At 62.2% G+C, this 24,326-nt stretch carries 22 protein-coding genes; 5 read left to right on the plus strand and 17 right to left on the minus strand.

From position 1 onward, the window contains the following. Positions 1 to 8 precede the first annotated feature (8 nt). A complete protein-coding gene (locus tag AC04SF_RS18895) occupies positions 9 to 995 on the minus strand; it encodes an ABC transporter substrate-binding protein (protein ID WP_488479062.1) in 987 nt (328 codons plus the stop codon). 153 nt (positions 996 to 1,148) lie between these two features. Between AC04SF_RS18895 and AC04SF_RS18900 the strand changes: the two genes are divergently transcribed. Together AC04SF_RS18900 and lexA are read left to right on the plus strand one after the other, a co-directional pair. After that, positions 1,149 to 1,925 (plus strand): GntR family transcriptional regulator, encoded by a 777-nt coding sequence (locus AC04SF_RS18900; RefSeq protein ID WP_488479063.1) that lies wholly within the window; start codon positions 1,149 to 1,151, stop codon positions 1,923 to 1,925. Positions 1,926 to 2,363: 438 nt separating this feature from the next. Continuing rightward, positions 2,364 to 3,101 (plus strand): transcriptional repressor LexA, encoded by a 738-nt coding sequence (lexA, locus tag AC04SF_RS18905; RefSeq protein ID WP_096446241.1) that lies wholly within the window; start codon positions 2,364 to 2,366, stop codon positions 3,099 to 3,101. On the opposite strand, the gene AC04SF_RS18910 is transcribed toward lexA, so the two are convergent. Then, positions 3,095 to 5,548 carry a ComEC/Rec2 family competence protein gene (locus tag AC04SF_RS18910; protein ID WP_488479064.1) on the minus strand — a complete coding sequence of 818 codons (2,454 nt, stop codon included), beginning with the start codon at positions 5,546 to 5,548 and terminating at the stop codon, positions 3,095 to 3,097. The genes lexA and AC04SF_RS18910 overlap by 7 nt on opposite strands. Positions 5,549 to 5,650: 102 nt before the next feature. Here AC04SF_RS18910 and gltX point away from each other — a divergent pair, with 102 nt between their 5' ends. Both gltX and gltA read left to right on the plus strand, forming a co-directional pair. After that, entirely contained in the window at positions 5,651 to 7,075 is a 1,425-nt protein-coding gene (gene gltX / locus AC04SF_RS18915) for a glutamate--tRNA ligase (protein WP_488479065.1), read from the plus strand. Between the two features lie 183 nt (positions 7,076 to 7,258). Next, on the plus strand, positions 7,259 to 8,587 hold the full coding sequence (gene gltA / locus AC04SF_RS18920) for a citrate synthase (protein ID WP_019858188.1): 1,329 nt from the start codon (positions 7,259 to 7,261) through the stop codon (positions 8,585 to 8,587). A 31-nt stretch (positions 8,588 to 8,618) separates the two neighbouring features. On the opposite strand, the gene lpxB is transcribed toward gltA, so the two are convergent. From lpxB to AC04SF_RS18990, 14 genes are all read right to left on the minus strand, one after another. Beyond that, positions 8,619 to 9,791 carry a lipid-A-disaccharide synthase gene (gene lpxB / locus AC04SF_RS18925; RefSeq protein ID WP_488479066.1) on the minus strand — a complete coding sequence of 391 codons (1,173 nt, stop codon included), beginning with the start codon at positions 9,789 to 9,791 and terminating at the stop codon, positions 8,619 to 8,621. Further along, complete coding sequence (locus tag AC04SF_RS18930; protein ID WP_183459810.1) at positions 9,784 to 10,698, minus strand: LpxI family protein; 915 nt, start codon at positions 10,696 to 10,698, stop codon at positions 9,784 to 9,786. The genes lpxB and AC04SF_RS18930 overlap by 8 nt, the downstream gene beginning before the upstream one ends. Next, positions 10,670 to 11,503, minus strand: coding sequence for an acyl-ACP--UDP-N-acetylglucosamine O-acyltransferase (lpxA, locus tag AC04SF_RS18935; protein WP_096446249.1), 834 nt, complete (start codon positions 11,501 to 11,503; stop codon positions 10,670 to 10,672). Before lpxA ends, AC04SF_RS18930 begins: the two co-directional genes overlap by 29 nt. Before the next feature lie 13 nt (positions 11,504 to 11,516). Then, positions 11,517 to 11,984 carry a 3-hydroxyacyl-ACP dehydratase FabZ gene (fabZ, locus tag AC04SF_RS18940; protein ID WP_488479067.1) on the minus strand — a complete coding sequence of 156 codons (468 nt, stop codon included), beginning with the start codon at positions 11,982 to 11,984 and terminating at the stop codon, positions 11,517 to 11,519. Next, the gene (gene lpxD / locus AC04SF_RS18945; protein ID WP_488479068.1) at positions 11,977 to 13,032 is read right to left on the minus strand and encodes a UDP-3-O-(3-hydroxymyristoyl)glucosamine N-acyltransferase; all 1,056 of its coding nucleotides are present in this window, start codon (positions 13,030 to 13,032) and stop codon (positions 11,977 to 11,979) included. The genes fabZ and lpxD overlap by 8 nt, the downstream gene beginning before the upstream one ends. Before the next feature lie 75 nt (positions 13,033 to 13,107). Beyond that, on the minus strand, positions 13,108 to 15,477 hold the full coding sequence (bamA, locus tag AC04SF_RS18950; protein ID WP_488479069.1) for an outer membrane protein assembly factor BamA: 2,370 nt from the start codon (positions 15,475 to 15,477) through the stop codon (positions 13,108 to 13,110). Positions 15,478 to 15,694: 217 nt separating this feature from the next. Continuing rightward, positions 15,695 to 16,837, minus strand: a complete 1,143-nt coding sequence (rseP, locus tag AC04SF_RS18955; RefSeq protein WP_096446255.1) for an RIP metalloprotease RseP — start codon at positions 16,835 to 16,837, stop codon at positions 15,695 to 15,697. 97 nt (positions 16,838 to 16,934) lie between these two features. After that, positions 16,935 to 17,750, minus strand: coding sequence for a phosphatidate cytidylyltransferase (locus tag AC04SF_RS18960; RefSeq protein WP_488479070.1), 816 nt, complete (start codon positions 17,748 to 17,750; stop codon positions 16,935 to 16,937). Further along, a complete protein-coding gene (locus AC04SF_RS18965) occupies positions 17,747 to 18,481 on the minus strand; it encodes an isoprenyl transferase (RefSeq protein ID WP_096446259.1) in 735 nt (244 codons plus the stop codon). The genes AC04SF_RS18960 and AC04SF_RS18965 overlap by 4 nt, the downstream gene beginning before the upstream one ends. Positions 18,482 to 18,513: 32 nt before the next feature. Then, positions 18,514 to 19,068 (minus strand): ribosome recycling factor, encoded by a 555-nt coding sequence (frr, locus tag AC04SF_RS18970; RefSeq protein ID WP_095200157.1) that lies wholly within the window; start codon positions 19,066 to 19,068, stop codon positions 18,514 to 18,516. A gap of 108 nt (positions 19,069 to 19,176) precedes the next feature. Further along, on the minus strand, positions 19,177 to 19,899 hold the full coding sequence (pyrH, locus tag AC04SF_RS18975; RefSeq protein ID WP_095200317.1) for a UMP kinase: 723 nt from the start codon (positions 19,897 to 19,899) through the stop codon (positions 19,177 to 19,179). A 161-nt stretch (positions 19,900 to 20,060) separates the two neighbouring features. Next, positions 20,061 to 21,170 carry an aldo/keto reductase gene (locus tag AC04SF_RS18980; RefSeq protein ID WP_096446261.1) on the minus strand — a complete coding sequence of 370 codons (1,110 nt, stop codon included), beginning with the start codon at positions 21,168 to 21,170 and terminating at the stop codon, positions 20,061 to 20,063. Between the two features lie 55 nt (positions 21,171 to 21,225). Next, positions 21,226 to 21,753, minus strand: a complete 528-nt coding sequence (locus AC04SF_RS18985) for a nuclear transport factor 2 family protein (RefSeq protein ID WP_488479071.1) — start codon at positions 21,751 to 21,753, stop codon at positions 21,226 to 21,228. Between the two features lie 67 nt (positions 21,754 to 21,820). After that, complete coding sequence (locus AC04SF_RS18990; protein ID WP_488479072.1) at positions 21,821 to 22,249, minus strand: nuclear transport factor 2 family protein; 429 nt, start codon at positions 22,247 to 22,249, stop codon at positions 21,821 to 21,823. Between the two features lie 114 nt (positions 22,250 to 22,363). On the opposite strand from AC04SF_RS18990, the gene AC04SF_RS18995 reads away from it, so the two are divergent. After that, on the plus strand, positions 22,364 to 23,299 hold the full coding sequence (locus AC04SF_RS18995; protein ID WP_488479073.1) for a LysR family transcriptional regulator: 936 nt from the start codon (positions 22,364 to 22,366) through the stop codon (positions 23,297 to 23,299). Positions 23,300 to 23,312: 13 nt separating this feature from the next. Here the strand turns inward: AC04SF_RS18995 and tsf are convergent, their stop codons facing one another. Further along, positions 23,313 to 24,233 carry a translation elongation factor Ts gene (tsf, locus tag AC04SF_RS19000; RefSeq protein ID WP_096446269.1) on the minus strand — a complete coding sequence of 307 codons (921 nt, stop codon included), beginning with the start codon at positions 24,231 to 24,233 and terminating at the stop codon, positions 23,313 to 23,315. Between the last annotated feature and the right edge of the window lie 93 nt (positions 24,234 to 24,326).

Consider the following 24,326-nt stretch of genomic DNA (forward strand, 5'->3'; position numbering starts at 1 on the left):
GCCCGATATCAGTCGACGATGCAGCCGCAATCGGCCAACGAAGCCGGTATCTCGATGCCGAACGCGGCCATCGCCTTGCGGGAAATCGTTGCCATGTGGTCCTTGTAGGCCGGGCGCGACGGCGCGATCGTCTTGGGATCCTTGCCCTTGAGGATCTCGGCGGCGATGTTGCCGGCGTTCATGCCGACCTGCGTGTAATTGACCGCGAAGCTCGCCGGTACGGTGCCGTTGCGGACCGCGCTGTCATCGGAGTTAACGACCGGGATGCCGGCCTGGCGGGCAGCCGCGGAAACTGCGGCGATCGCCGGCTGGATCAGGTTCGAAGCCGGGCCGTAGATTACGTCGACCTTGCCGGCGAGCGAGGCGATACGTTGCTGGATGTCATTGACGTTGTCGACACCGACTTCCACAACTTCGAAGCCGGCCGCCGGTGCCGCCGCCTTGATCTTTTCGACCAAGGCGACGTCATTGGCCTCGCCTGGATTGTAAGGCACGCCAAAGCGCTTGGCGTTTGGCAGCAGCTTCTTGGTGAAGGCCATCACCGCGGCGACATCCTGCAGATCGCTGGCGCCGGTCATGCCATCGTCGCCGGCGTCCCATGACGGCACCAGCTTGGCCGCCACCGGGTCGGTGACCGCGGCAAAGACGATCGGAATGCCGGAGCCCGCGAGCGCCTTCTTGGCGATCTGCGAGACCGGCGTGGTGATGGTGTAGATCAGCTTGGGCTGTTCCGCCTGCAGCTTGGCGATCATCTGCGGCACCAGCGATGCGTCGAAATTGGTATGGCTTTCCGCGTAGACGACGTCCTTGCCCTCGACAAAGCCCTTGTCCGTCAGTGCCTTCTTGAAGCCGGCTATGGCAGCGTTGAGCTGCGGATGCTCGCCGAAATTGGCGATGCCGATGCGGATCTGATCGGCTGCGGCGCTCCCGGCGCTGAGCATCAATGCGCCTGCCAGGGCCAATCCCGACAGCCAAGCGGATTTCGACTTCAACATCATTTCCTCCCAGATTTGATCAGCGCCGCTCACAGGGCGGCAACTGCGGCGATCATGGTCAGTCCCTCGCCGCGTGTCAAACATTATATATAATTCTTGCCATGCCTCCACATCATATATAATTTTCGCAAGCCCGATGATGGACGGATCGCGATGCAGGATCAGAACAGCTCCACTAAGACCGAAGCGGCCTATCAGCTGCTGCGGCGCGATATCCTGACCACCCGCCTGATGCCGGGCGCGCCGCTCAAGCTGAGCGCGCTGCGCACCACATACGGCGTCGGCTGGACGCCGCTGCGGGAAGCCTTGTCCCGACTTGAAGCCGAGCGCCTGGTCACCGCCATCAGCAATCGCGGCTTTGCCGTCGCTCCCGTGTCGCGCGCCGAGCTCGAGGATCTGGCGCGCGCAAGGATGGTTGTCGAAATGCCGCTGTTCCTGGAATCGATCGCGAATGGCGGCAGAGAATGGGAGGACGCGGTCGTCACCGCCCATTACCGGCTCTCGCGCTGCAAGACCGCGGTCGACGACCCTTCCGATGCGGCCGTCGACAAATGGGACGAGAGCCATGAGGCCTTCCATGCGGCGCTGCTGAGCGCGGCAACATCCAACTGGCTTTTGCGCTTCCGCTCGACGATCGCCGATCAGTTGCGGCGGCATCATCGTTTTCTCGGTCTGGCGCCGACATTGCGGGCGGCGGCCGGCCTCAAGGATGGCTATGGCGAAGCCATGGACGCCTTGCGCGAGGCGATCGCAATCGAGCATCACACCGAGATCATGGAAGCGGCGCTCGATCGCGACGTGGAGCGAGCAAAAGCACTGATGACGGCGCATATCGGCTACACGCTGCACGTCTATGTGCACAGCGAAGACAGCGGCGCCAACAACACCTACGCCGCACGTGCCGGCAGTCTGAAAGCGGTTTCCGGATGACCTTGCCGCGGCGCGTCATCTCCGGCGGCAAAATCGATGCCGGCGCCTATGCGCAGGTTCTGGCCGGAGCGATGCCGGGAGCCTGAACGCGTTCTATCCCCGCATAGCCAGCGATTGTTGACGTTTTGATTTCGTTTCGTTCCGCCGAAAATGGATCCGTTCGCCATACAATCCACCCTGAGAATGCCTTTCAAACGCCTGATGCCAAACAGGATAAGAGGATACGCCACAGGCTATTAACCATAATGATTTCAATGCACGTGCCGACGGTGAAGGTGGTCGGTTGACGCCTGCCACCCGGAGCGAAAATTTCTGGGGCCTTAACAAATTCACTAAACTTTAAACAGTTGCAGAACACAACTGGAACAGATAGTGTTTGTTCTGGGTTTGTTTTTCGATTCTGGTTCACACCCTTCGTTCAATGCCTTGGGGGCCGCCATGCTGACACGCAAGCAACATGAACTGCTGATGTTCATTCATGAACGGCTCAAGGAAAGCGGCATTCCGCCTTCCTTCGACGAGATGAAGGAAGCGCTCGATCTTGCCTCCAAGTCGGGGATCCATCGACTGATCACGGCACTGGAGGAACGTGGCTTCATTCGCCGGCTGCCGAACCGGGCACGCGCGCTGGAAGTGCTGCGGTTGCCGGATTCGATCGCGCCCGGCCTCAACGCGGCAAAGAAATTCTCGCCGAGCGTCATCCAGGGCAGTCTCGGTCAGGGCGGCCTTGGCCGCCAGATCAAGCCGGCACCATCGCGCCTGCCCTCCGCCGGCAATGATGACGACGCGGTCTCCGCCGTGTCGATCCCGGTGATGGGCCGTATCGCCGCCGGTGTGCCGATCGATGCCATCCAGCATCAGACGCATTCGATCTCGGTGCCGCCGGACATGATCATGGGTGGCGAGCACTATGCGCTGGAGGTCAAGGGCGACTCGATGATCGAGGCTGGCATCTTCGATGGCGACACGGTCATTATCCGCAACGCCGACACGGCAAGCCCGGGCGAGATCGTCGTCGCCCTGGTCGACGAGGAGGAAGCGACGCTGAAACGGTTCCGCCGCAAGGGAGCCTCGATTGCGCTCGAAGCCGCCAACCCGGCCTACGAGACGCGCATTTTCGGGCCCGACAGGGTCAAGGTGCAAGGCAAGCTGGTCGGGTTGATCCGGCGCTACTGAGCAGGCACGGCCTTCTTTTCAGGTTTTTGATAGGGCGCCAGCCCCCTCGCCTCGCGTGAAAATTTTCGCTGCGCATGCCAGGGCCGATACGGTCCATCCACCGCGAAACTGACGATTGGCGGACCGGTCGCCGATTGGCGGTCGAAGAAGACGGCGCCACTGCCCTTTCGGGCCAGTTGCCGTCTGGTAACGACAAGAACCAGCGGATTGTGGCAGGCATCATAGCCTGTCGCGTCATTGACGACGATCAGATCGGCAAAACCGCAGGCCTTCCAGGTGGCCTTGCGGTCTTCGACATGTGCGATGATCGCACCCGACGGGTGCCGGGCAAGACAGACACCATCCGTGCAATAGAATGGCGCTCCAGGCGGGAGGTTGACGGCATCGGCAATGCCGAATTGCCCGTCCGCCTTGTCGAACATCTCCGGCGCGACGATGGTTTCGGACACCAGCGCGCGTTTCCAATTGTCGACGGTGAACTCGTTCGGGCGAGCCCGGCTGACCGCGAGTTCGCCGCCGCCGATCGGCACCGCGACCAGCCGCGCATCTTCCGAGATAAGCACATCCGGCGTGCGCGTATCCGACACCGTCAACAGTCCGGCAAGCGCGAAGGGCAGTGCCGCGAGCCGCAGCCATGTCGTCGCCATCGTCGCGATGACCAGGGCAATCGTCACCAGCAGGACGGAGTGCTGCGAAATCAGCCCGACCGCATCGACGGGAGAGCGTTCCGATATCCACGCCGATATGGCGATCATCGCCGTCAGGCCTTTGCCCATCAAGTGGAGAAAAGGCCCGTCCAAACCAAAGGGCATTGTCAAAGCGCTGACAACCGCCAGAAACATGACGACTGAGACAATTGGCATGATAGCCAGATTTGCGAACAGGCTGAGCGGCGACACACGCTGGAAGTGCCATATTGCAAACAGCGCCGTGGCACTGCCGGCAATGATGGACGTCATCGCCACCCCTCCTGTGAGCGCGAGGAATTTTCGCGTGAGAAAGCCCGGTAGCGATCGCTTCGGCGGTGGCGGCCTTGCCTTTCCCGTGCGGTGATCAGCCCAGCCTGCATAGGCACCGACCAAAGCCGCAGTCGCAGCGAACGACATCTGGAAGCTTGGGCCGACGACTTCATGCGGCGACACCACGATGACGGCGATCGCTGAGATCGCCAAATTGCGCATCGTCAGCGCCGCGCGATCAAACAGCACGGCAATCAGCATCACCCCCAGCATGATGAAGCTGCGTTCGGCGGCGACGACGACACCGGAAATGACGAGATAGGCGGCGATCGAGAACAGGGCTGCCGCAGCGGCGTATTTCTTCACCGGCCGGCGCGCGGAAAAGTCCGGAAACAGCGCGAAAGCCCCGCGCAGCAGACCCATGATGGTGCCGGCGACCAGCGCCATATGCAGTCCGGAAATGGAGATGATGTGGTAGATGCCGGTGCGCCGCATCGCTTCGTTGATTTCGTCGGGAATGCCGGCCCGCACGCCAACGATCAGCGCCGCCGCGATCTCGCCTTCGGCACCGCCGACCGTGGCCCGGATATGATCGGCAATGGCTTCACGGGCATTTTCTATGCCGGAGAAAAGGCGGGCCGTGAGCGGCATCTCACCATCATCGGCTGCGACAAGCTTTGGATTGCCGAGAAAGAAGCCGCTGCCGCCAATGCCGGCGAAATAGCTGTCGAAGGAGAAATCGTAGCTGTCCGGCCGCACCGGACCGGTCGGCGGCAACAGTTTGGCGTAGCCGGTGACCAGGGAGCCGGCGGTCATGTCCGCCGGGATATTGCGCGCCGAAAGCCGGACCCTTTCCGGCGCATAGCGCAGCGTCGGCCGCGCGGTCGACGTCACGTCAATGGTCAGCCGGATGCGGCCGGTCTCCATCCGGTCGAGCGAGACGACGTGGCCGGTCACTTGCGTAGAGATTTCCGAACCGAGCATCTGGGTACCCGCCCGCCATGTCTCGACCTTGGCGGCAAGCAGGCCAAGCGCGCATAACAATGCCGCCATGAAGCCCAGCTGGGTTTTCGGCCAGGAGCGCGAGACAAGCGCGCAGATCGCCATCAGCACGACGACCGCGACAGGTCTTGCGAAGTCGGGCTCCGCCGACAGCGAGTAATAGCCGATCGCTCCAGCAGCCAGACAGACCGGCACCAGCAGGAAGGCGATGCCCCGGTCAAGCTCCAGTTCTGCTGCCATCGCCACGCTATGGCGCAGGCGAGGCAGGGAGACCTGGCCGAGTTGCCGCCGGACACGCACAATCCGGCCCAAGACAGGGGACGGAAGTGGCGCCGGAACATCCGCCTGCAGCGGTTGGCCGCCTGGCGCAGGCACAACGGCTGAAGGCGGCAGTGAGGTTGGCGGCGGGATCGCAAACAGGGATCGCTCGCTGACGCCAACACTAGCGTCCTCGCCCCGATCCGAGCCCCGCCCTCGTCCAACCATCGGGTCTGCCCCTTGCACCCCTGACGCCCTATGCTACATGAACGCCGGGCGCGCGAAAGTCCGCGCAGCCGCACCCCGCTTCAGATGGTTTCCGAGAGTTTCATGTCCGACAAGGTCGTCACCCGTTTTGCCCCCTCACCCACCGGCTATCTGCATATCGGTGGGGCGCGCACGGCGCTGTTCAACTGGCTGTACGCCAAGCACACCGGCGGCACGATGGTGCTGCGCATCGAGGATACCGACCGCGAACGCTTTAACGAGGCGGCTACCCAGGCCATTCTGGATGGACTGACCTGGCTTGGGCTTTTCTGGGACGGCGAGGCCATATCGCAGTTCGAGCGTGCGCCGCGCCATCGCGAGGTGGCTGAGGAACTCGTGCGTCTGGGTAAGGCCTATTACAGCTACGAGACACCGGCCGAGCTGGAGGCCATGCGCGAGGCAGCACGCGCCAAGGGCCTACCGCCGCGCTACAACGGCCAGTGGCGCGATCGCGACCCCTCCGAGGCGCCTACAGGCGTCAAGGGCGCCATCCGCATCAAGGCGCCAACCGAGGGCGAGACGGTCGTGCACGACCGCGTCCAGGGCGAGGTGCGCTTCCCCAACAAGGATCTCGACGACTTCATCATCCTGCGCTCGGACGGCAACCCGACCTACATGCATGCCGTCGTCGTCGACGATCACGACATGGGTGTCACGCATATCATCCGCGGTGATGACCACCTGACCAATGCCGCCCGCCAGACCGTGATCTACAACGCCATGGGCTGGGACGTGCCGTCGATGTCGCACATCCCGCTGATCCATGGCGCCGACGGCGCCAAGCTGTCGAAGCGCCATGGCGCACTCGGCGTCGAGGCCTATCGCGCCATGGGCTACCTGCCGGAGGCGCTGCTCAACTATCTCGCGCGCTTGGGCTGGAGCCATGGCGACGACGAGATCATGTCGATCAAGGACATGATCTCCTGGTTCGACATCGGCGACGTCAACAAGGGCGCGGCCCGCTTCGATTTCGCCAAGCTGGAAGCGATCAACGGCGCGCATATGCGCCGCATGGCCGACCCCGAACTGTTCGATATCTTCATCGCCACTCTGCCCTATCTCGAGGGTGGTCCGGCGATGGCCGCGCGTCTCAACGACACGAACAAGGCACAGCTGCTGGCAGCCCTTCCAGGCCTGAAGGAGCGCGCCAAGACGCTGGTCGAGCTCGTCGATGGCGCGGCCTTTCTGTTTGCCACGCGCCCGCTGGCGCTGGACGAGAAAGCAGCGCTTCTGCTCAATGACGATGCCCGCAAGATCCTGCGTGGCGCTCACGAAGCTTTGAACGTGCTTTCCAGCGACTGGACGGCTGCCGCGGCGGAAGCCGCGATCCGCGACTATGCGCTGGCCGGTGGCCACAAGCTTGGCGCCGTGGCCCAACCGCTACGGGCCGCGCTGACCGGCAAAAGCACATCGCCGGGCGTGTTCGACGTGCTTGCTGTGCTTGGGCGCGAGGAGAGCCTGGCGCGCATAGCCGATCAAATCGATTAGGAGCAAACTGGCCCAAGAAGATTGGCATTGAAAGGCGCGTTTCGCAGTGCAACATTAGGCCTTGGCCCAATCTGGCACGCACCTCCTAAAATGCGGTGGCGAATACGCGCATTGCGGTAATTTCGACGTGTCGCTCTGCAGAATTTGCCTTTGCCGGCATGAGGAAACAACAAGGAGTTTGCAATGACCGAAGCTGCGAAAAAACTGGATGTGGGCGGCGCGAACCAAGAGGCTACGGCAACGCTTCAATTCGCCGGCAAGACCCATGAATTCAAGGTGCGAAGCGGCTCCGTCGGACCCGACGTCATCGACATCGCCTCGCTCTACAGCACGACCGGCGCCTTCACCTACGACCCCGGCTTCACCTCGACGGCGAGCTGCGAGTCCGAGATAACCTTCATCGACGGCGATGCCGGTATTCTCTTGCACCGCGGCTATCCGATCGACCAGCTGGCCGAACACGGCGACTTCCTCGAAGTCTGCTATCTCCTGCTCTACGGCGAACTGCCGACCAAGGCGCAGAAGGACGATTTCGATTACCGCGTGACGCGCCACACCATGGTGCACGAGCAGATGTCGCGCTTCTTCACCGGCTTCCGCCGCGACGCGCACCCGATGGCGGTGATGTGCGGCGTGGTCGGCGCTCTGTCGGCCTTCTATCACGACTCCACCGACATCTCCGACCCGTACCAGCGCATGGTCGCCTCCATGCGGCTGATCGCCAAGATGCCGACGATCGCGGCCATGGCCTACAAGTACCACATCGGCCAGCCCTTCATTTACCCGAAGAACGATCTCGGTTTCGCAGCAAACTTCCTGCATATGTGCTTTGCCGTGCCGTGCGAGGAGTACAAGATCAACCCGGTGCTGGCGCGCGCCATGGAGCGCATCTTCATCCTGCACGCAGACCACGAACAGAATGCTTCGACCTCGACGGTTCGCCTCGCGGGCTCGTCGGGCGCCAACCCGTTCGCCTGCATCGCCGCCGGCATCGCTTGCCTGTGGGGCCCGGCGCATGGCGGCGCCAATGAAGCCGCGCTCAACATGCTGGGCGAGATCGGCCATGTCGATCACATCCCAGAGTTCATTGCCCGCGCCAAGGACAAGAACGACCCGTTCCGGCTGATGGGCTTTGGCCACCGCGTCTACAAGAACTACGATCCACGTGCGAAAATCATGCAGAAGACGGCGCACGAAGTGCTGGGCGAGCTCGGCATCAAGGACGATCCGCTGCTCGATATCGCCATGGAGCTGGAAAAGATCGCGCTGACCGATCCCTATTTCATCGAGAAGAAGCTCTATCCGAATGTCGACTTCTATTCCGGCATCACGCTGAAGGCGCTGGGCTTCCCCACCACCATGTTCACCGTGCTGTTCGCGGTCGCCCGCACCGTCGGCTGGATCGCGCAGTGGAAAGAGATGATTGAGGATCCGCGCCAGAAGATCGGCCGCCCGCGCCAGCTCTACACCGGTGCGCCGGAGCGCGACTACGTACCGATCGCCAAGCGCTGACCGAAGCTTCTTGAATCGAAAAAGGCGCCTCTCAGGGCGCCTTTTTTATATGACGAAGCACAACGCTCGCCGCGATCTCGCCCGACGGCTTGTCCGTCGCCATGCGCCTGGCGATCTCCGCAAAGCCGTCCTTCTGCCAGGCGCGCATGCCGCTGTCGGCGAACAATGCCTCCAGTTGGCGAGCCAGATTGTTCGCCTTGACGTACTCGTTGTAGAACTCCGGAATAAGCGCACGATCCGCGATCAAATTGGGCAGCAGCGCCGACCAGACGGAAACGAAATAGGGTGCTACGGCACGGGCGATAGGATCGAGCCTGTAGCACGAGACCATCGGCACACCGGCCAACGCCAGTTCCAGCGACACGGTTCCCGATGCGATCAGCGCGGCATCGGCCTTGCCGAAAGCCTGCCATTTGCGTTGCGGATCCACGATGATTTCAGGTTTTTCATCCCAACGATTGACCGAGGCTTTGACGAGGTCGGTGACATGCGGAACCGTCGGCAGCAGCAGCCGCAGACGATGTCCGCGTCCGCGCAGCATCGATACGGTCTCACCGAACGTGTCGACCAGCCGCCGCACCTCGCCGCGCCGCGAACCGGGCAGGACCAGCAATGTCTTGATGCGGTCCTGGGCAAGATCGCGCGGCAAGGCCTGCGCCTTCTGGGCGGCGAGCACACCCGCATCATGCGTGAGGCGATGCCCGACATAGGTTCCGGGCGGGCCGCCCAGCCGCTCGAGTTCCTTCACCTCGAACGGCAGGATGCAGAGGATATGGTCGACATAAGGCTTCATCGCCACCGCCCTGCCCGGCCGCCAGGCCCAGACGCTCGGACAGACGTAGTGGATGATCGGTATCGACGGATTGGCCGCGCGCACCTTCCTGGCGACGCGCAAGGAAAAGTCGGGGCTGTCGATGGTGACCAGGCAATCCGGCTTTTCCTCAGCGATGGTTTTGGCCAGTTGGCCGATCCGCCTGAAAAGGCGCGGCAGATCGCGCAGGACGGCACTGAAACCCATCAGCGCGATCTCGCCGGCGTCGAAGGGCGACACCAGGCCCAATTCCCCGAGATGGCGGCCGCCGAGGCCGACGAGTTGCACATGGCGGCCTGTTGCCTGGCGAAGCGAACGCACAATGTCGGCGCCAAGCAGATCGCCCGATTCTTCACCCGCAACGATCGCGATCTTCAGCGCCTTGTCAGCCATGCGCCGGCTCCGCTGCGGCCAGGCCAACGATGAACAGGCCGAGCTCATTGGCGCGCGACAGGGTTGCGGGACCTTCGAGGATCAGCGAGCGCCCTGCCTCGACGGCAATGCCGGCGAGCCTGGCCGCATGCGCTGCTTCGACCGTCTGTGGTCCTATGGACGGAAGATCAGCGCGCAGTTCCTGACCTGGCTTGGCGCATTTGACCAGCACACCGCGCGTCTTGCCGGCGATGCGGCCGTGGCCTCGCAAGAGTTTTGCGCGGTCGAGCAATCCGGCCGTGCCCTCGATACCCTCGAGCGCGATGGTCCGGCCGCCGACCGCGACCGCCGCCTGGCCGATATCCAGCGCGCCGATGGCCTTTGCCGCGGCAAAGCCCGCCTCAATGTCGCGCCAGTCGGACTTCTGAGGCTCCACCTTGGTCAAGGTCCCTTCGGCTGCGACAAGGTTCGGCACGATTTCGTGGGCACCCACGACCTTTATCCCCCGTGCCTCGAGGCCTCGCGCTACCACTTTCAAGAGCCCATCGTCGCCGCGCGCCAGTGCCATCACGACAACCGGTATCACTGCCAGCAGGCTGAGGCTTGGGCGCAGGTGCGTCAGCCTTGGCCGGCGCTTGATCTCGCCGGCAAGCACAAGATGGGTGATCCGATGTCGTTTGAGCAAGGGAACAAGCGAGCCGATCGCCTCCAGGGCAAGGGTTTCATGCTCATACTGGCGCAATTCCGGCAGACGATCGGCCTCGCCTTCCATGAGGACGATGAAGGGTGGATAGCCCTGCCCGGCCGAGCCGGCCGCAACTTCGACCGGAAGACTGCCGCCGCCGGCAATGATGCCGACCCTGGCATCTGGCGGGAGACCAAGACCAGCAGCCGCCGTCTCAGTCTTCATCATCGGCATCGTCGCCATCGCTGCCCTTGAGCGACGGCACCGCATAGTGGCGCTTGCCGCGACTGGTGATGAAATCGATGATCTTCATGGCGGTCGGCGACGAGGCGAACTCGGCCTTGGCGAATTCGATGTTCTCGCCGACGGTGCGGGAGCGGTCGAAAATCGTTCTGTAGGCCTTGCGCAACAGATAGATTTCGGAACGCGGCAGACCGGCGCGCTTGAGGCCGATGATGTTCAAGCCGCGCAAGGAGGCGCGGTTGCCGACGGCAATGGCATAGGGAATGACATCGCCGACAAACGCCGAGCATCCGCCGAGGAACGCGTTGTCGCCGACACGCACGAATTGATGAACGGCACTGAGGCCGCCGATATAGACGTTGTCGCCGATCTCGCAGTGGCCGCCCAGCGTCGCCCCATTGGCGAAGGTGGCGTTCTTGCCGACAACGCAATCATGGGCAATGTGGGCATAGGCAAGGAAATTGCCATTGTCACCCACTGTCGTCTCTCCGCGGCTGGTGTCGGTGCCGACATGCATGGTCACGCCTTCGCGGATGGTGCAGTTGGCGCCAATGACCAGCGTCGTGCGGCCGCCCTTGTGTTTGGTGTTTTGCGGCGGTGCGCCCAATGTCGCCATCGGATAGACCTTGGTCGAGGCGCCGATGGTGGTCGCGCCCATGACGGAGACATGGCTGACCAGTTCGACACCATCGCCGATCACGGCATCGCCGCTGATATGGCAGAACGGCCCTATACGCACGCCCTGGCCGATTTGAGCGCCCTCTTCCACGACGGAGGAAGGATGGATTGAAGTCTCGATTTTCATAAGCACTCGATCGTCAGTCGCCGGTGACCATCATGGCTGAAATCTCGGCCTCGGCCGCCTTGGTGCCATCGACCAGGGCTTCGCAGGCGAATTTGAGCAGGTTGCCGCGCTTCTTGATTTTCTTGACGTGAATCTTCAACTGGTCGCCGGGAACGACCGGCTTGCGGAATTTGGCGTTGTCGATGGTCAGGAAATAGACCAGCGACGGCTTCGACGCGCCAAGGCTGCGGATGCAGATGGCGCCTGCCGTCTGCGCCATGGCCTCGACGATCAGCACGCCCGGCATCACCGGCTGCTCCGGGAAATGCCCCTGAAAATGCGGTTCATTGATGGTGACGTTCTTGATGCCGACGGCGGAATCATCACCATCGATATCGACGATGCGGTCGATCATCAGGAAGGGATAGCGGTGCGGCAGGAGCTTCATCAGCCCCATTATGTCAACCGCTTCCAGCATCGCCGCCGCCACCATATCAGCCATTATCCTTGCCCTGCTTGCGTGCCCTGGCCATCGTGCGCAACATGGCTATCTCTCGCATGGCTTCCGCCATCGGCTGTGCCGGATAACCGCCCCAGATCTCGCCGGCGGGAACATTGCTCATAAACCCACTTCTGGCGGCAAGCTTGGCTCCTGAGCCGATGGTCAAATGATCGGCAAGCCCGACACCGCCGCCCATGGTGACATTGTCACCGACGACCACGGAACCGGAAATACCCGAAAGCCCGGCTACTATGCAATTGCGACCGATGCGGACGTTATGGGCGATCTGCACGAGATTGTCGATCTTGGTGCCCTGACCGATGATCGTATCCGACATGGCGCCGCGATCGACGGTGGAATTCGAGCCGATCTCGACATCGTCCTGGATGACGACCCGTCCGATCTGGGGAACACGTTCCGGCCCTTTGGCGCCGCCCACAAAGCCGAAACCGTCCTGGCCGATCCTGGCACCACCATGGATGATGACCCGATTGCCGACCAGCGCATACTGGATACTAGCGCCGGGGCCGACATAGCCGTCACGGCCGATCTGGCAGGATTGTCCAATGACCGCGTTGGGCGCGATGACGGTGCCGCTGCCGATCGAGACGCCCGGCCCAATGACCACGCCGGCCTCGATAACAGCGCCGGTTTCGACACGCGCGGTCGGATGGATATGGGCATGCGGCGAAACACCGGTTTCACCCGTCATTGGTCCCGGGGTGGCGGCTGTGGGGAACAGCAGCCGACCGACCAGTGCGAAGGCCTGTTGTGGACGCGGATGGATCAAAACGGCGATGTCGGCCGGTGCCTTGTTGGCGAATTCCGCCGGGCACAGAACCGCGGCCGCCCGCAGCGAAGGCATCAAGGCGGAATTGCGCCTGCCGTCGACGAAAACGAGTGCATTGACACCGCCTTCGTTGGCCGGTGCCAGCGCCTCGATCGAAACGTCGGATTGGCCGGAATCGACAAGCACCGAGCCGGTCAGATTCGCGACTTCGGCCGCCGTATACCGGCGTGATGGCGCGAAGAACACCGGATCGGTCATTCCAGAAGCTATATCCAGCTAGGTCGGAACATTTCTCCCGGATCCAAAAAATCCGGGAGCATCGTTTACCGCCGATCAGAAGCGGGTCGATATGCCGAAGTTGAATTCCTGCACGTCGTCGCTCGCTTCCTTCTTGACCGGGATCGCATAGTCGATACGGATCGGACCGAACGGCGAGGCCCACATCAGGCCAAGACCGACGGAAGCGCGCAATTTCATATCGGTCGAGGTCTGAGTGACCCCAGCGGTGTCAACCTTGCTGCCATAGAGTGTTGCAGCATCAGCAAACACGGCGCCACGTAGACCGAAGCTTTCCGGAACCACCGGCAGCGGGAACTGGGCTTCCGCCGACGCATTGAAATAGGTCGTACCACCAAGATGGTCGCCTGTGGCCACGTCCGCAGGGCCGATGCCGCCATAGGCAAAGCCGCGGATCATGCGGTCAGTGCTCTGGAACTGATCGAAGATGCGCAGACCATCACTGCCGTAGCCTTCGACATGACCGGCACCACCCGAAAGTAGCCCGACCAAATCGAACTGCTCGGACAGCGTCTGATAGACGCTGCCACGACCGGTGACCTTCACGAACTTTGCATCGCCACCGAGTCCGGCCACTTCCACGGTCGTGGTAGCATAGATACCCTCATGAGGGTTCTTCATGTCGTCGATGGTGTTGTAAACCAGCCCCAGGCTGACCGACGACTTGATCCACGGGCTCTGGGCAATGCCATCAAGGATTGCCGTCGAAACATTGCAACCGGCGTCAGGTATCCCGTCGCCGTTGGCGTCGCAACTGTTATCCAGCTCATACTTCTCTTGCGAGATATTGTACGCCAGCTGGGTCGAGATGCTGTTGGTGATCGGCAGGCCGAAGCGCACCGTCGCACCCGTAGTGTCGCTGTCGTAATTGTCATACTGCCTCGTCGACTTGTAGATGTCGAAGCCGGCAGCGATGCGCCGCCCGAGGAAATAGGGCTCGGTGAAGGACAGGCTGTAGTCGCGCGAATTCTTACCGCCGCCGGCCGACAGCTTGATGTACTGGCCACGACCGAGGAAGTTGCGCTCGGTGATCGACCCTTCGACGGACGGACCCGCAGTGTCCCCACCGGTCGAATAGCCGGCGCCAATCGAAAATTCACCCGTCGACTTCTCAACCACGTCGACCACCAGCACGACCTGGTCTGGCTGCGATCCTGGCACCGTCGAGATGTCGACTTTATCAAAATAATTCAGGGCTTCCAGGCGCTTCTTCGCGCGCTGGATCAGCACCTGGTTGAACGCATCGCCTTCGCTGACATCGAATTCGCGGCGGATGACATAGTCACGCGTACGATCGTTGCCGCGAATCTCGATGCGCTCAATATAGGCCTTGGTGCCCTGGTCGACGGTATAGACCACCGAAATCGTATGGTTCTCGAAGTTGCGGTCGCCGCGCGGCGTCACCTGCGCGAAGGCATAGCCGGAACCGGCCACCTTCTCGGTCAGGGCGATGATGGAGTCCTCGACATCCTTGGCGTTGTAGACGTCGCCCTTGCGGGTCTCGACCACCGATTCCAGCGATTTGGAGTCAACTTCCGGGATCGTGCTTTCGACGCTGATATCGCCGAAATTGTAGCGCTCGCCTTCCTGGACGGTGATGGTGACCGTGTACTTGTTCGTCGCATTGTCGAGTTCGCCGACGGCCGATACCACTTGGAAATCAGCATAGCCGTGATTGTAGTAGAAGCGGCGCAGCAACTCCTGGTCGGCACGCAGCTTGTCCTCGTCATAGACGTCATCGCGCAGGATGAACGACACCCAGGACGAGCGCTTGGTGTTGATCACATCCGACAGACGACGGCTCGAATAAGCGCTGTTGCCGACGAAATTGATCGCCGCGATCTGCGTGCGGTCGCCTTCGGTGATCTTGAAAACCACGTTCACGCGGTTGTCACCGAGGTCCATGATCTGCGTGGTCACGCCGGCATCATCGCGGCCGATGCGCCTGTAGGCAGCCTTGACCGCCTCGACGTCGGAATCAAGCGTGGCCTGGGAGAACGTGCCGCGCGGCTTCAACTGAACCGCTGCCTGAAGCGCATTGTCCTTGAGCTTCTTGTTGCCCTGGAACAGCACCTGGTTGACGACCTTGTACTCGGCAACCTTCACCACCAGTGTCGAGCCGACCTGATTGATCTGAACATCCGAGAACAAACCGGTACCGAACAAAGCCTTGACCGCCGCGTCGATATCGGAACTGGAGAAAGCCTTACCCGGCTTGATGGTGATGTAGTTGCGGATGGTTTCGGCGTCGACACGCTGGTTGCCGCTCACCTCCACCCTGCTGACGACAGCGGCTTCGGCCGCCGATGTGGCAACGAACTGCACTGCGAGCGCCCCTGGCACGACCAGGGCGGCGGACAGTGCCGCCGCGGACGCGGCGCTCAGAAACTTGGATGCTGCCTTCATCGGGCTTAATAACCTTTTCTCGTAGTCCCCACGGCGAGAAAACCGGACGTGCGGTAATTTCCCCTACCGTATTAACCGGATTTTCCCTACACGCAAGGCTTCTGGTTAATTTGTATTTACTTAACCCTGGTGCGTGGCTTTCGCGTCACTCATATCCCCGTGCATGGTAAACGGCGTCTCAACATCGACCATGCCAAAGCCAAATTTCTTCATGATTTCAGCACCCAAACAGATCGTTCCAGAATACGAAACCCATGAAGCACAAGACCAGAAGCAGACCGGCCCGATAGGCCATTTCCATCATCCGTTCCGACACCGGCCGGCGAATGACGGCCTCCACCCCGTAGAACAAGAGATGGCCGCCGTCGAGGGGGGGAATCGGCAAAAGGTTTAGAATACCTATGCCGACGGACAGCAGCGCAACGAGCTGCACCAGCCATTCGAAACCGAGTTTGGCCGCCTTGCCGGCCATGTCGGCGATCTTGACGGGGCCGCCCAGCTGGCACTTGTCCTCGCGTCCGACGGCGAAACGCTGCAAGAACTGGCCGGTTCGCTCGATGACGTGGCCTGTTTCCTCAACTGCCGCCGCGACCGCCCCTATCGGGGTGTAGCTGATGAGACGGGGCTGGCCGAGTTCCTTGTTGTTGACGACACCGATGACGGCGACCTTGACCTTGTTGCCGAGCGCGTCTTCCTGCTCCATCAGCTGCGGAGTCGCGGTCACCGTGACTTCCTTGCCGTCGCGCAGCATGACGAAGGTAATGGTATCGCCGGCGCGGCCCGAGACCAGCCGCTGCACATCGCCAAAGGTTTCGACCTTGCTGCCGTCGACGCTGACGAATCGGTCACCTGGCTGGATGCCCGCCTTCGCCGCCGGACTGTCCGCCGTGACTTCCGCCACCATGGGCTCTGCGACATAACGCCCGTAGGAGGCAAACAGCACGGAAAAGACGACGATCGTCAGCAGGAAATTGAACAGAGGCCCGGCCGCCACCGTCGCCGCGCGCTTCCAGATCGCCTGAGTGTGGAAAGCGACCTTGCGTTCCGCGTCGGTCAGCGTTTCCAGCTCCTCCAAAGTTGGCTGGCTGGAGGTGGCGTTCATATCGCCGACAAATTTGACATAGCCGCCAAGCGGTATGGCGCAAAGCTTCCAGCGCGTGCCATGCCTGTCGTTGAAGCCGATGAGTTCGGGACCGAAGCCGATCGAGAAGGCCTTGACCCCGATGCCGCACCAGCGGCCGACGAGGTAGTGGCCCATTTCGTGGACAAACACCACTACGGTCAGCACAAAGAGAAACGGCACGAGCGTGCCGAGAAACAAGCCTTCGGTGCTGAAAATCGCGTGAAGAATCCCGTTCAACTCATGCCCTCAAATTCTTCCGCCGTTCCGCCGTGACTGTGACATCAATCCAGGCAAATCCAAGGCGCGCCCGCGCCAGAACGTGGAACGACATCCTTCAAATCGGAAACAGCCCCTGCGCCGGATGATCGGCGCCCGCCGAAATCCAGCCAATGACGTATAGGGCAAGAGCCGCCGCGACAAGCCCGTCGACACGGTCCATCACACCGCCATGGCCTGGGATGAGCACGCCCGAATCCTTGCGGCCATGCCGTCGCTTGACCCAGGATTCGAACAGGTCGCCGGCCTGGGCGACAACCGAAAGCACAAGTGCCACAAGGCCGATCAAGGCCAGGTTGCTGGCACCGGCGGCGGCGGCCAGCAGAACCCCGGCGACAACACCACCGACAGCGCCACCGAGCGCACCGCTGCGCGTCTTGCCGGGCGAAATCGACGGCGCCAGTTTGGGACCGCCGACGGCGCGCCCGACAAAATAGGCAAAAATGTCGGTCGCCCAGACGACGGCGAACAGGAACAGGATGGCGACGAGGCCGGAATGGTCGCCGTCGCGCAGCAGGGCAAGCGACAGGCCGGACACGCTGGCATAGGCAAGACCGCTCGCCTCCCACTGCCCGGTCTTGCGAACGAAGGCGGCAATCGCTGTTGCGGCAATCAGAATCACCACAAGCAGCAGCAGCCAGGATGCGGCAAGCCCGGCAATCAAGGCGCCGATGAAAACGATGACCAGCGCCTCGGGCAGGAAGCCCAGCCCATTGGTCGCGGTTGGCCGCGACATGCGTGTCCACTCGTAAAAGATCATCGCCGACATGGCTGCGCACAGCAGCCGGAACGGCAGGCCGCCAAGCCAGGTCAGGCCAAGGGCGATGACGGCAAGCACGACCGCTGAAATGACGCGGAGTTGAAGGTTGCTCATCCCGCGGCCGGTCGCGAAGCGACGTCTTGCGGGCCCAATCCGCCGAAACGACGCTCGCGGCTGGCAAATTCGCGCAACGCCTCGGCCAGGTGCTCGCGGCTGAAGTCGGGCCAATAGCAAGGCAGGAAGACGAGCTCGCTGTAGGCGGCCTGCCACAACAGGAAGTTGGACAGCCGAAGCTCGCCGCTGGTGCGTATGACCAGCTCGGGATCTGGAATGCCCTGCGTGTCGAGGGCGCCGGCAAAGCTTTCAGCTGATATCGCTTCGGCGTCGATTTCGCCGCGCGCCACGGCCGCGGCAAGCTTGCGCGCCGTGCGAACGATCTCGTCGCGCCCGCCATAGTTGAATGCGATCACCAGCGTCAGCGCTTCGTTGCCGGCGGTCAGCGATTCGGCCTCGTCGAGCAGCCCTCTGATGTCGGGCTGCAGCCCTGCCCTGTCGCCGATGATCCTGACCCGCACGCCGCTCTGGTGCAGTTCGGCGAGGTCCCGGCGGATGAACAGCTTCAACAGCCCCATCAGGTCGCTGACTTCGGACTTCGGCCGCGACCAGTTCTCCGACGAGAAAGCGTAGACAGTCAGGAAGGAGATGCCGAGATCAGGCGCCGCGCGCACCGCCTTGCGCAGTGCCTCGACGCCGGCGCGATGGCCGGCGAGCCTCGGCATGCCGCGCGCCTTGGCCCAGCGTCCATTTCCATCCATGATGATCGCGACATGCGCGGGCGTAGTCATGATCTCGCTTTCGGGTCAGCCGGCGGCCAACCCTAAACCTGCATGATTTCAGCTTCCTTGTCGGAAAGCAGATGATCGATGGTGCTGATCGTTTCGTCGGTAAGCTTCTGAACCTGGTCGGAACGCTTGCGCTGGTCGTCTTCGCTGATCGCGCCGTCCTTCTCCGCCTTCTTCAGGAAGTCCATGCCGTCGCGGCGCACATGGCGCGCGGCGACGCGGGCGTTCTCGGCATAGCCATGCGAGATCTTGACCAGTTCCTTGCGGCGCTGTTCGTTGAGCTCCGGCAGCGGGATCCTGAGATTGGTGCCGTCGACGATCGGGTTGAAGCCCAGATTGGATTCGCGGATGGCGCGGTCGACGGCACCGACCATCGACTTGTCCCAGATCGACACCGAGATCATGCGCGGCTCCGGCACCGTGACGTTGGCAACCTGATTGATCGGCATGGTGGTGCCATAGGCCTGCACCTGGATGGCATCGAGCAGATTGCTGGAGGCGCGACCGGTCCGCAGCGAGGCCAGGTCATGCTTGAACGCGGCGATTGCCCCATCCATGCGCCGCTTGAGATCGTCGTACTCACCACTCATCTTAGTCTCCTCGACCCGTCTGCCGCGGGTTCACTGCTTCGGGGCAAGGCCCCGTTCGAGCCTGATTTTCGAAAAGCCGGTTTCCCTTTCGAGGGATCAGGCCCCGGATCATTCGTCCGCAACGACCGTGCAGCGGCCGCCGCCCCTCAGAATATCGCCGAAACCACCTTTTTCGTGGATCGAATAGACGATTATCGGAATGTTGTTTTCGCGCGCAAGTGCAATCGCAGCCGTATCCATGATGGAAAGGCCACGATTTATGACTTCGGCATGGCTGATGCGCTCGAAACGGGTCGCGTTCGGGTCCTTCTTCGGGTCGGCCGAGTAGACACCGTCGACCTGCGTACCCTTGAACAGCGCATCCGCGCCGATTTCAGCCGCGCGAAGCGCTGCGGCCGAATCAGTGGTGAAGAACGGATTGCCGGTGCCGCCGGCAAAGATCACCACCCTGCCCTGGTTCATGTAAGCATCTGCCTGGCGCTGCGAAAAACTCTCGCAGAGTTCGGGCATGGCGATCGCTGACAGCACCACGGCATCGACGCCGATTTTGTGCAGTGAGGTGCGCAGCGCCAGTGAGTTGATGACCGTGGCAAGCATGCCCATGTGGTCGCCGGTGACGCGGTCTCCGCCCTTGGAGGCGACGGCCACGCCGCGGAAGATATTGCCGCCGCCGATGACGACGCCGACCTCGATGCCAAGCGCGCGGGCCTCGGCGATGTCGGCGGCGATGCGATCCACGACTGAGACGTCGATGCCGAAATGCTGTTCGCCCATCAACGCTTCGCCCGACGCTTTCAGCAAGACACGTCGGTAGAGGGGCTTCACCGTCATCTGGTCCTCTTCATTTTGCATGTGGTCGCGCCCGGGCTGGCCGCCCTCGCGCAGGCGCCGCGCCCCGAACGTTGGCACGATGCCGAGTTCCGATACACGAAGGGCGCCGCGATGTCACGTGGCGCCCGATCGGCAAATTTGTGGTAATCCCGCCCGATCGATCAGTTGGTGGACACGCTGGCCGGTAGGCCCTCGATAAGCACCGGCGACGCATAGCCGGAAGGCTTGTCGCCGGTCGCAGCACCGCCGGTGACGCGCGCCTGTATCAGCGGCCCGAAATAGGAATAGGGGAACGGCGCAGGGGTTCCGCTGACCAAATCCAGCCGGTCGCGAAGCCCTGCTGGAATCTCGAAGTCCAGCGCACCGAGATTGTCCTTGATCTGGCTGAGCGTCGTCGCACCGAGGATCACCGCGGCAATCCCCGGCTGCGTCGCCACCCAGTTGATCGCGACCTGCGGCATGCTGCGGCCGAGTTCGGACGCAACCTTCTCGAGTTCGGCCACGATGGCCCAGTTGCGCTCGGTGAATTTCTGGAAGCCCGGATGGGTCGAGTTGCGGAATCCGTCGAGCCGGCCCGCATTTCCGGCCTGAGCCGGCCGGTATTTGCCGCTGAGCAGCCCACTGGCCAGCGGGCTCCAGACCATGATGCCGGCGCCATGGCGCGTGCCGAACGGCACGAACTCGTTCTCGATCGCGCGTTCGGCCAGGGAATATTCAAGTTGCAAGGCCGAGACCGGCTCATATCCACGCAGCTCGGCGATTGCCTGTGCCCGCCCCGCATACCAGGCTGGCACATCGGACAGGCCGACATGGCGCACCTTGCCCATCCGTACCAGGTCGTCCAGCGTACGCATGACCTCTTCGGCCGGCGTCAGCCTGTCCCATATGTGCATGAGATAGAGGTCGATATAGTCGGTGCCCAACCGCTTCAGCGAGGCATCGACAGCCCGCATGATGTTCTTGCGGCCGTTACCGCCGGCATTCGGATTGCCGGGCTGCATGTTCATGGCGAATTTGGTGGCGATCACCGCGCTATCGCGTAAGCCTCGCTCGGCGATGAATTCGCCAAGCCAGGCTTCAGCGGTGCCACCGGTGTAGAGGTCGGCCGTGTCGAAGAAATTACCGCCTGCCTCGACATAGGCGTCGAACATAGCGCGGGCAGTATCCCTATCGGCTCCCCAACCCCATTCCTTGCCAAAGGTCATCGTGCCCAGCGCCAGCCGGCTCACCCTGAGGCCGCTGTTGCCGAGAGTGTAATAGGTCATGGTCATGATCGTCTTCCAATGCCTTGTTGATGAATGCCGTGGCGTCACTGGCCCCAGAACATCACTGGCCAGGCGTCGTCTTGACCCAAAAATTGCCGCGCTCATGCGTCATGCGGAACGCAAAGCCGTCGACCTTCCAGCCGGCAGGGGAGCGGGTCAGGTGGTGCTCATAGGTGCCCCAGACTTCCCAGAGCGGGTCGCCATTGCCCTCCATCCGGTTCCAGGCATACCCGTTCGAACGCACGGTCGCCGTGTCCGCCTCGAGAACGACCTGATGATTTGTGCGCAGATGCAGGCTCGTCTTGCTGCCCTTGAGGTTGCCGGCCCAGGCGCCAATCAGATCGTCGGAGGCAATGTTGGCCGCAGGCTGCCCGGACAGGCTGCTGAAATCGGCGGTCACTCGATCCGCGAAATAGCTGCGCGCCAGTTTCCAGTCCTGCGCGTCGACGGCGCGGTCGATGGCATCGGCAATACGGATGACCGCGCGTTCGTCAGCAAGCGCCTGCCAGCCGGATGGCTCCGCTCCGCCGGCATCGATCGGCGCCAGCGCCATGCCTGCGGCGAATGTCACATGTCTCAATGCGTTCATTTTGGTTCTCCTTGTGTGGTGAAGTCCGCAAACGGAGGGATGATTGGTCGGTTTGGGAGCGTTGCCTTCAGATCTTCGACAGCGCGTCGACCACCACCTGGAACCGACGCGGATCGAAATAGTCGTGGTAGGCGCTGATCAGGCCGTCCTCGAACCGGAAGACGGCGATATTGCTGTTCGTGTATTCGGTGCCGCCCACAATGACGGCGCGATTTTTGTACTCGACGACCACGGCTTCTGAATCCGTCGCCGGATAGACAGCCGTGATTTCGGACTCAAAGGATTCAAAATTGCCGAAAAGTCCCTTGAAGGCAGACAGGATCGCGGCCTTGCCGTTGATGCTGCTTCCAAAGCCTGCCGGTGGATAGAAGACCAGGATGCGGCCATTCGCGGACCAAAGTTCGCCCCAGCGGTCAATGTCCTTGCGGTGCATCAGGTCGAAGAAACTCTGCACAGCCTCGAGATTGCGCGCTTGCCTGGAATGAAAGTCGGTCATCGGAAGGCCTCTCCTGCTGGCTGATGTCAGCCGTTTGGTGCCCCTTAGATGCGCCTTCTCTGCCACCTCGATAAGATTGCATGATCTGCATGGACTATGCGATATCATGCATGAATGGACCGGGATCTGCTTGCCCATCTGCCTGTTGTCATAGCCGTTGCCAAGCGCGGCGGCTTCGCGCTTGCCGCGGCTGAACTCGGTATGAGCCCATCCGCCGTCAGCCATGCGGTACGCCTTGTCGAAGAGCGCATTGGTCAGCCGCTGTTTGCGCGCACGACGCGCAGCGTTTCGCTGACGGAAGCCGGCAAGGCGCTGGTAGAGACGGCGGCCCCTGCTCTGCAGGACATCGGCGAGCGGATGGATCGCATCCGCGCCATCAAAGGCCGGCCGTCGGGCCTGCTCAGGCTCAACGTTCCCAACATCGCCATTCCTCTCAGCGTGACGGCCGTGGTTGCGGCGATGGCCGAGCGTTATCCGGATGTGACCGTTGAATTGCTCACGGACCAGGGGCTGGTCGACATTGTCGGCGAGGGATTCGACGCCGGCATCAGGTTGGGCGAGATGATTGCTCAGGACATGATCACGGTCCGGCTGACGCCGCCCTTCCGAGCCGTGATCGTCGCCTCCCCCGCCTATATCGGAGAGCATGGCCGTCCGCGCAGCGTGACCGATCTCGCCAACCACAATTGCATCGGTTACCGGCTGGTTCACTCCGGTGCGCTCTATCGCTGGGATCTAACCGAAGACGGCAAGGATGTCGTTGTGGAGACGAAGGGCACGGTCATCGTCACGGATTCGCTGGCGGCGATCGACCTGGCGCTTGCAGGCGTCGGTCTTGCCTATGTCTTCGAACCGCTGGTGCGCGCGGATCTTGCCGCCGGCCGCCTGGTGCAGCTCCTGCCGCAATCGGCAATCGAGGAACCTGGTCTTTTCCTCTACTTCCCGCGCCGGGCGGCGATGGCGCCGAAACTGCGGGCCTTTATCGACACCGCGCAAGAAATCGGCCGGACATCCCTGCGGACGCCCGGCCGAAAAACGCTTTCGGAATAAAGCGGTAGGAAGTTTACTTCTTGACCGCAGCCGCGACTTCCGCCGCGAAATCGGTCTCTTCCTTCTCGATGCCTTCGCCCAGCGCGAAGCGCAGGTAGGCGGTGATCTTGGCCGGTGCGCCGATGTCCTTCTCGGCATCCTTCAGCGCCTTCTCGACAGTGATGTCGGGATTGAGCACGAAGGCCTGCTTCAAGAGCACGACTTCCTCGTAGAACTTGCGCAGGCGGCCTTCGACCATCTTTTCGATGATGGCTTCCGGCTTGCCGGTCTGACGAGCCTGGTCGGCGAAGATTGCCTTTTCACGCTCGACCGCGGCCGGATCGATCTGCTCCACCGTCAGCGCCAGCGGGTTGGTGGCGGCGACATGCATGGCGACCTGGCGGCCAAAAGCGTTGGCGGCATGTTCATTGCCCGTGGTTTCGATCGCAACCAGCACGCCGAGCTTGCCAAGGCCGTCGGCAACCGCATTGTGGACATAGGTCGCGACTGCGCCGTGCGGAACGGTCAGCTTGGCCGACCGACGGAAGCCCAGATTCTCGCCGATGGTGCCGACAGCATCCTTGATGGTGTCGGTAACCGACTTGTCCGAACCCGGATACTTAGCAGCAGCCACGGCTTCCGTCGTGCCATAGGCGAGCGCCACCTTGGCAACGTTGGCGACGATTTCCTGGAACGCTGCGTTGCGGGCAACGAAGTCGGTCTCGGAATTGACCTCGACGACGGCAGCCTCGCGCACGCCGGCATCGACGCCGATCAGGCCTTCAGCCGCGGTGCGGCCGGCCTTCTTGTCCGCCTTGGAGATGCCCTTCTTGCGCAGCCAGTCGACGGCCTCTTCCATGTTGCCGTTGGTCTCGTTCAACGCCGCCTTGCAGTCCATCATGCCCGCGCCGGTCAAGTCGCGGAGTTCTTTGACCTGTGCAGCCGAAATGCTCATTGTCGCCTCTTTGTTTTAAATGCACCGACGCACCATCGGTATTCGATGGTGCGTCTGTTTAGCGTGCCAAAATATGAGAAAGATGAAGGCCGC

Source organism: Mesorhizobium sp. CNPSo 4671 (genome assembly GCF_057784245.1).

Excerpts from the sequence above, each read along its gene's own strand:
- AC04SF_RS18895 (WP_488479062.1), bottom strand. The coding sequence starts at position 995 with ATGTTGAAGTCGAAATCCGCTTGGCTGTCGGGATTGGCCCTGGCAGGC.
- AC04SF_RS18900 (WP_488479063.1), top strand. The coding sequence starts at position 1,149 with ATGCAGGATCAGAACAGCTCCACTAAGACCGAAGCGGCCTATCAGCTG.
- lexA (WP_096446241.1), top strand. The coding sequence starts at position 2,364 with ATGCTGACACGCAAGCAACATGAACTGCTGATGTTCATTCATGAACGG.
- AC04SF_RS18910 (WP_488479064.1), bottom strand. The coding sequence starts at position 5,548 with ATGGTTGGACGAGGGCGGGGCTCGGATCGGGGCGAGGACGCTAGTGTT.
- gltX (WP_488479065.1), top strand. The coding sequence starts at position 5,651 with ATGTCCGACAAGGTCGTCACCCGTTTTGCCCCCTCACCCACCGGCTAT.
- gltA (WP_019858188.1), top strand. The coding sequence starts at position 7,259 with ATGACCGAAGCTGCGAAAAAACTGGATGTGGGCGGCGCGAACCAAGAG.
- lpxB (WP_488479066.1), bottom strand. The coding sequence starts at position 9,791 with ATGGCTGACAAGGCGCTGAAGATCGCGATCGTTGCGGGTGAAGAATCG.
- AC04SF_RS18930 (WP_183459810.1), bottom strand. The coding sequence starts at position 10,698 with ATGGCGACGATGCCGATGATGAAGACTGAGACGGCGGCTGCTGGTCTT.
- lpxA (WP_096446249.1), bottom strand. The coding sequence starts at position 11,503 with ATGAAAATCGAGACTTCAATCCATCCTTCCTCCGTCGTGGAAGAGGGC.
- fabZ (WP_488479067.1), bottom strand. The coding sequence starts at position 11,984 with ATGGCTGATATGGTGGCGGCGGCGATGCTGGAAGCGGTTGACATAATG.
- lpxD (WP_488479068.1), bottom strand. The coding sequence starts at position 13,032 with ATGACCGATCCGGTGTTCTTCGCGCCATCACGCCGGTATACGGCGGCC.
- bamA (WP_488479069.1), bottom strand. The coding sequence starts at position 15,477 with ATGAAGGCAGCATCCAAGTTTCTGAGCGCCGCGTCCGCGGCGGCACTG.
- AC04SF_RS18960 (WP_488479070.1), bottom strand. The coding sequence starts at position 17,750 with ATGAGCAACCTTCAACTCCGCGTCATTTCAGCGGTCGTGCTTGCCGTC.
- AC04SF_RS18965 (WP_096446259.1), bottom strand. The coding sequence starts at position 18,481 with ATGACTACGCCCGCGCATGTCGCGATCATCATGGATGGAAATGGACGC.
- frr (WP_095200157.1), bottom strand. The coding sequence starts at position 19,068 with ATGAGTGGTGAGTACGACGATCTCAAGCGGCGCATGGATGGGGCAATC.
- pyrH (WP_095200317.1), bottom strand. The coding sequence starts at position 19,899 with ATGACGGTGAAGCCCCTCTACCGACGTGTCTTGCTGAAAGCGTCGGGC.
- AC04SF_RS18980 (WP_096446261.1), bottom strand. The coding sequence starts at position 21,170 with ATGACCATGACCTATTACACTCTCGGCAACAGCGGCCTCAGGGTGAGC.
- AC04SF_RS18985 (WP_488479071.1), bottom strand. The coding sequence starts at position 21,753 with ATGAACGCATTGAGACATGTGACATTCGCCGCAGGCATGGCGCTGGCG.
- AC04SF_RS18990 (WP_488479072.1), bottom strand. The coding sequence starts at position 22,249 with ATGACCGACTTTCATTCCAGGCAAGCGCGCAATCTCGAGGCTGTGCAG.
- AC04SF_RS18995 (WP_488479073.1), top strand. The coding sequence starts at position 22,364 with ATGGACCGGGATCTGCTTGCCCATCTGCCTGTTGTCATAGCCGTTGCC.
- tsf (WP_096446269.1), bottom strand. The coding sequence starts at position 24,233 with ATGAGCATTTCGGCTGCACAGGTCAAAGAACTCCGCGACTTGACCGGC.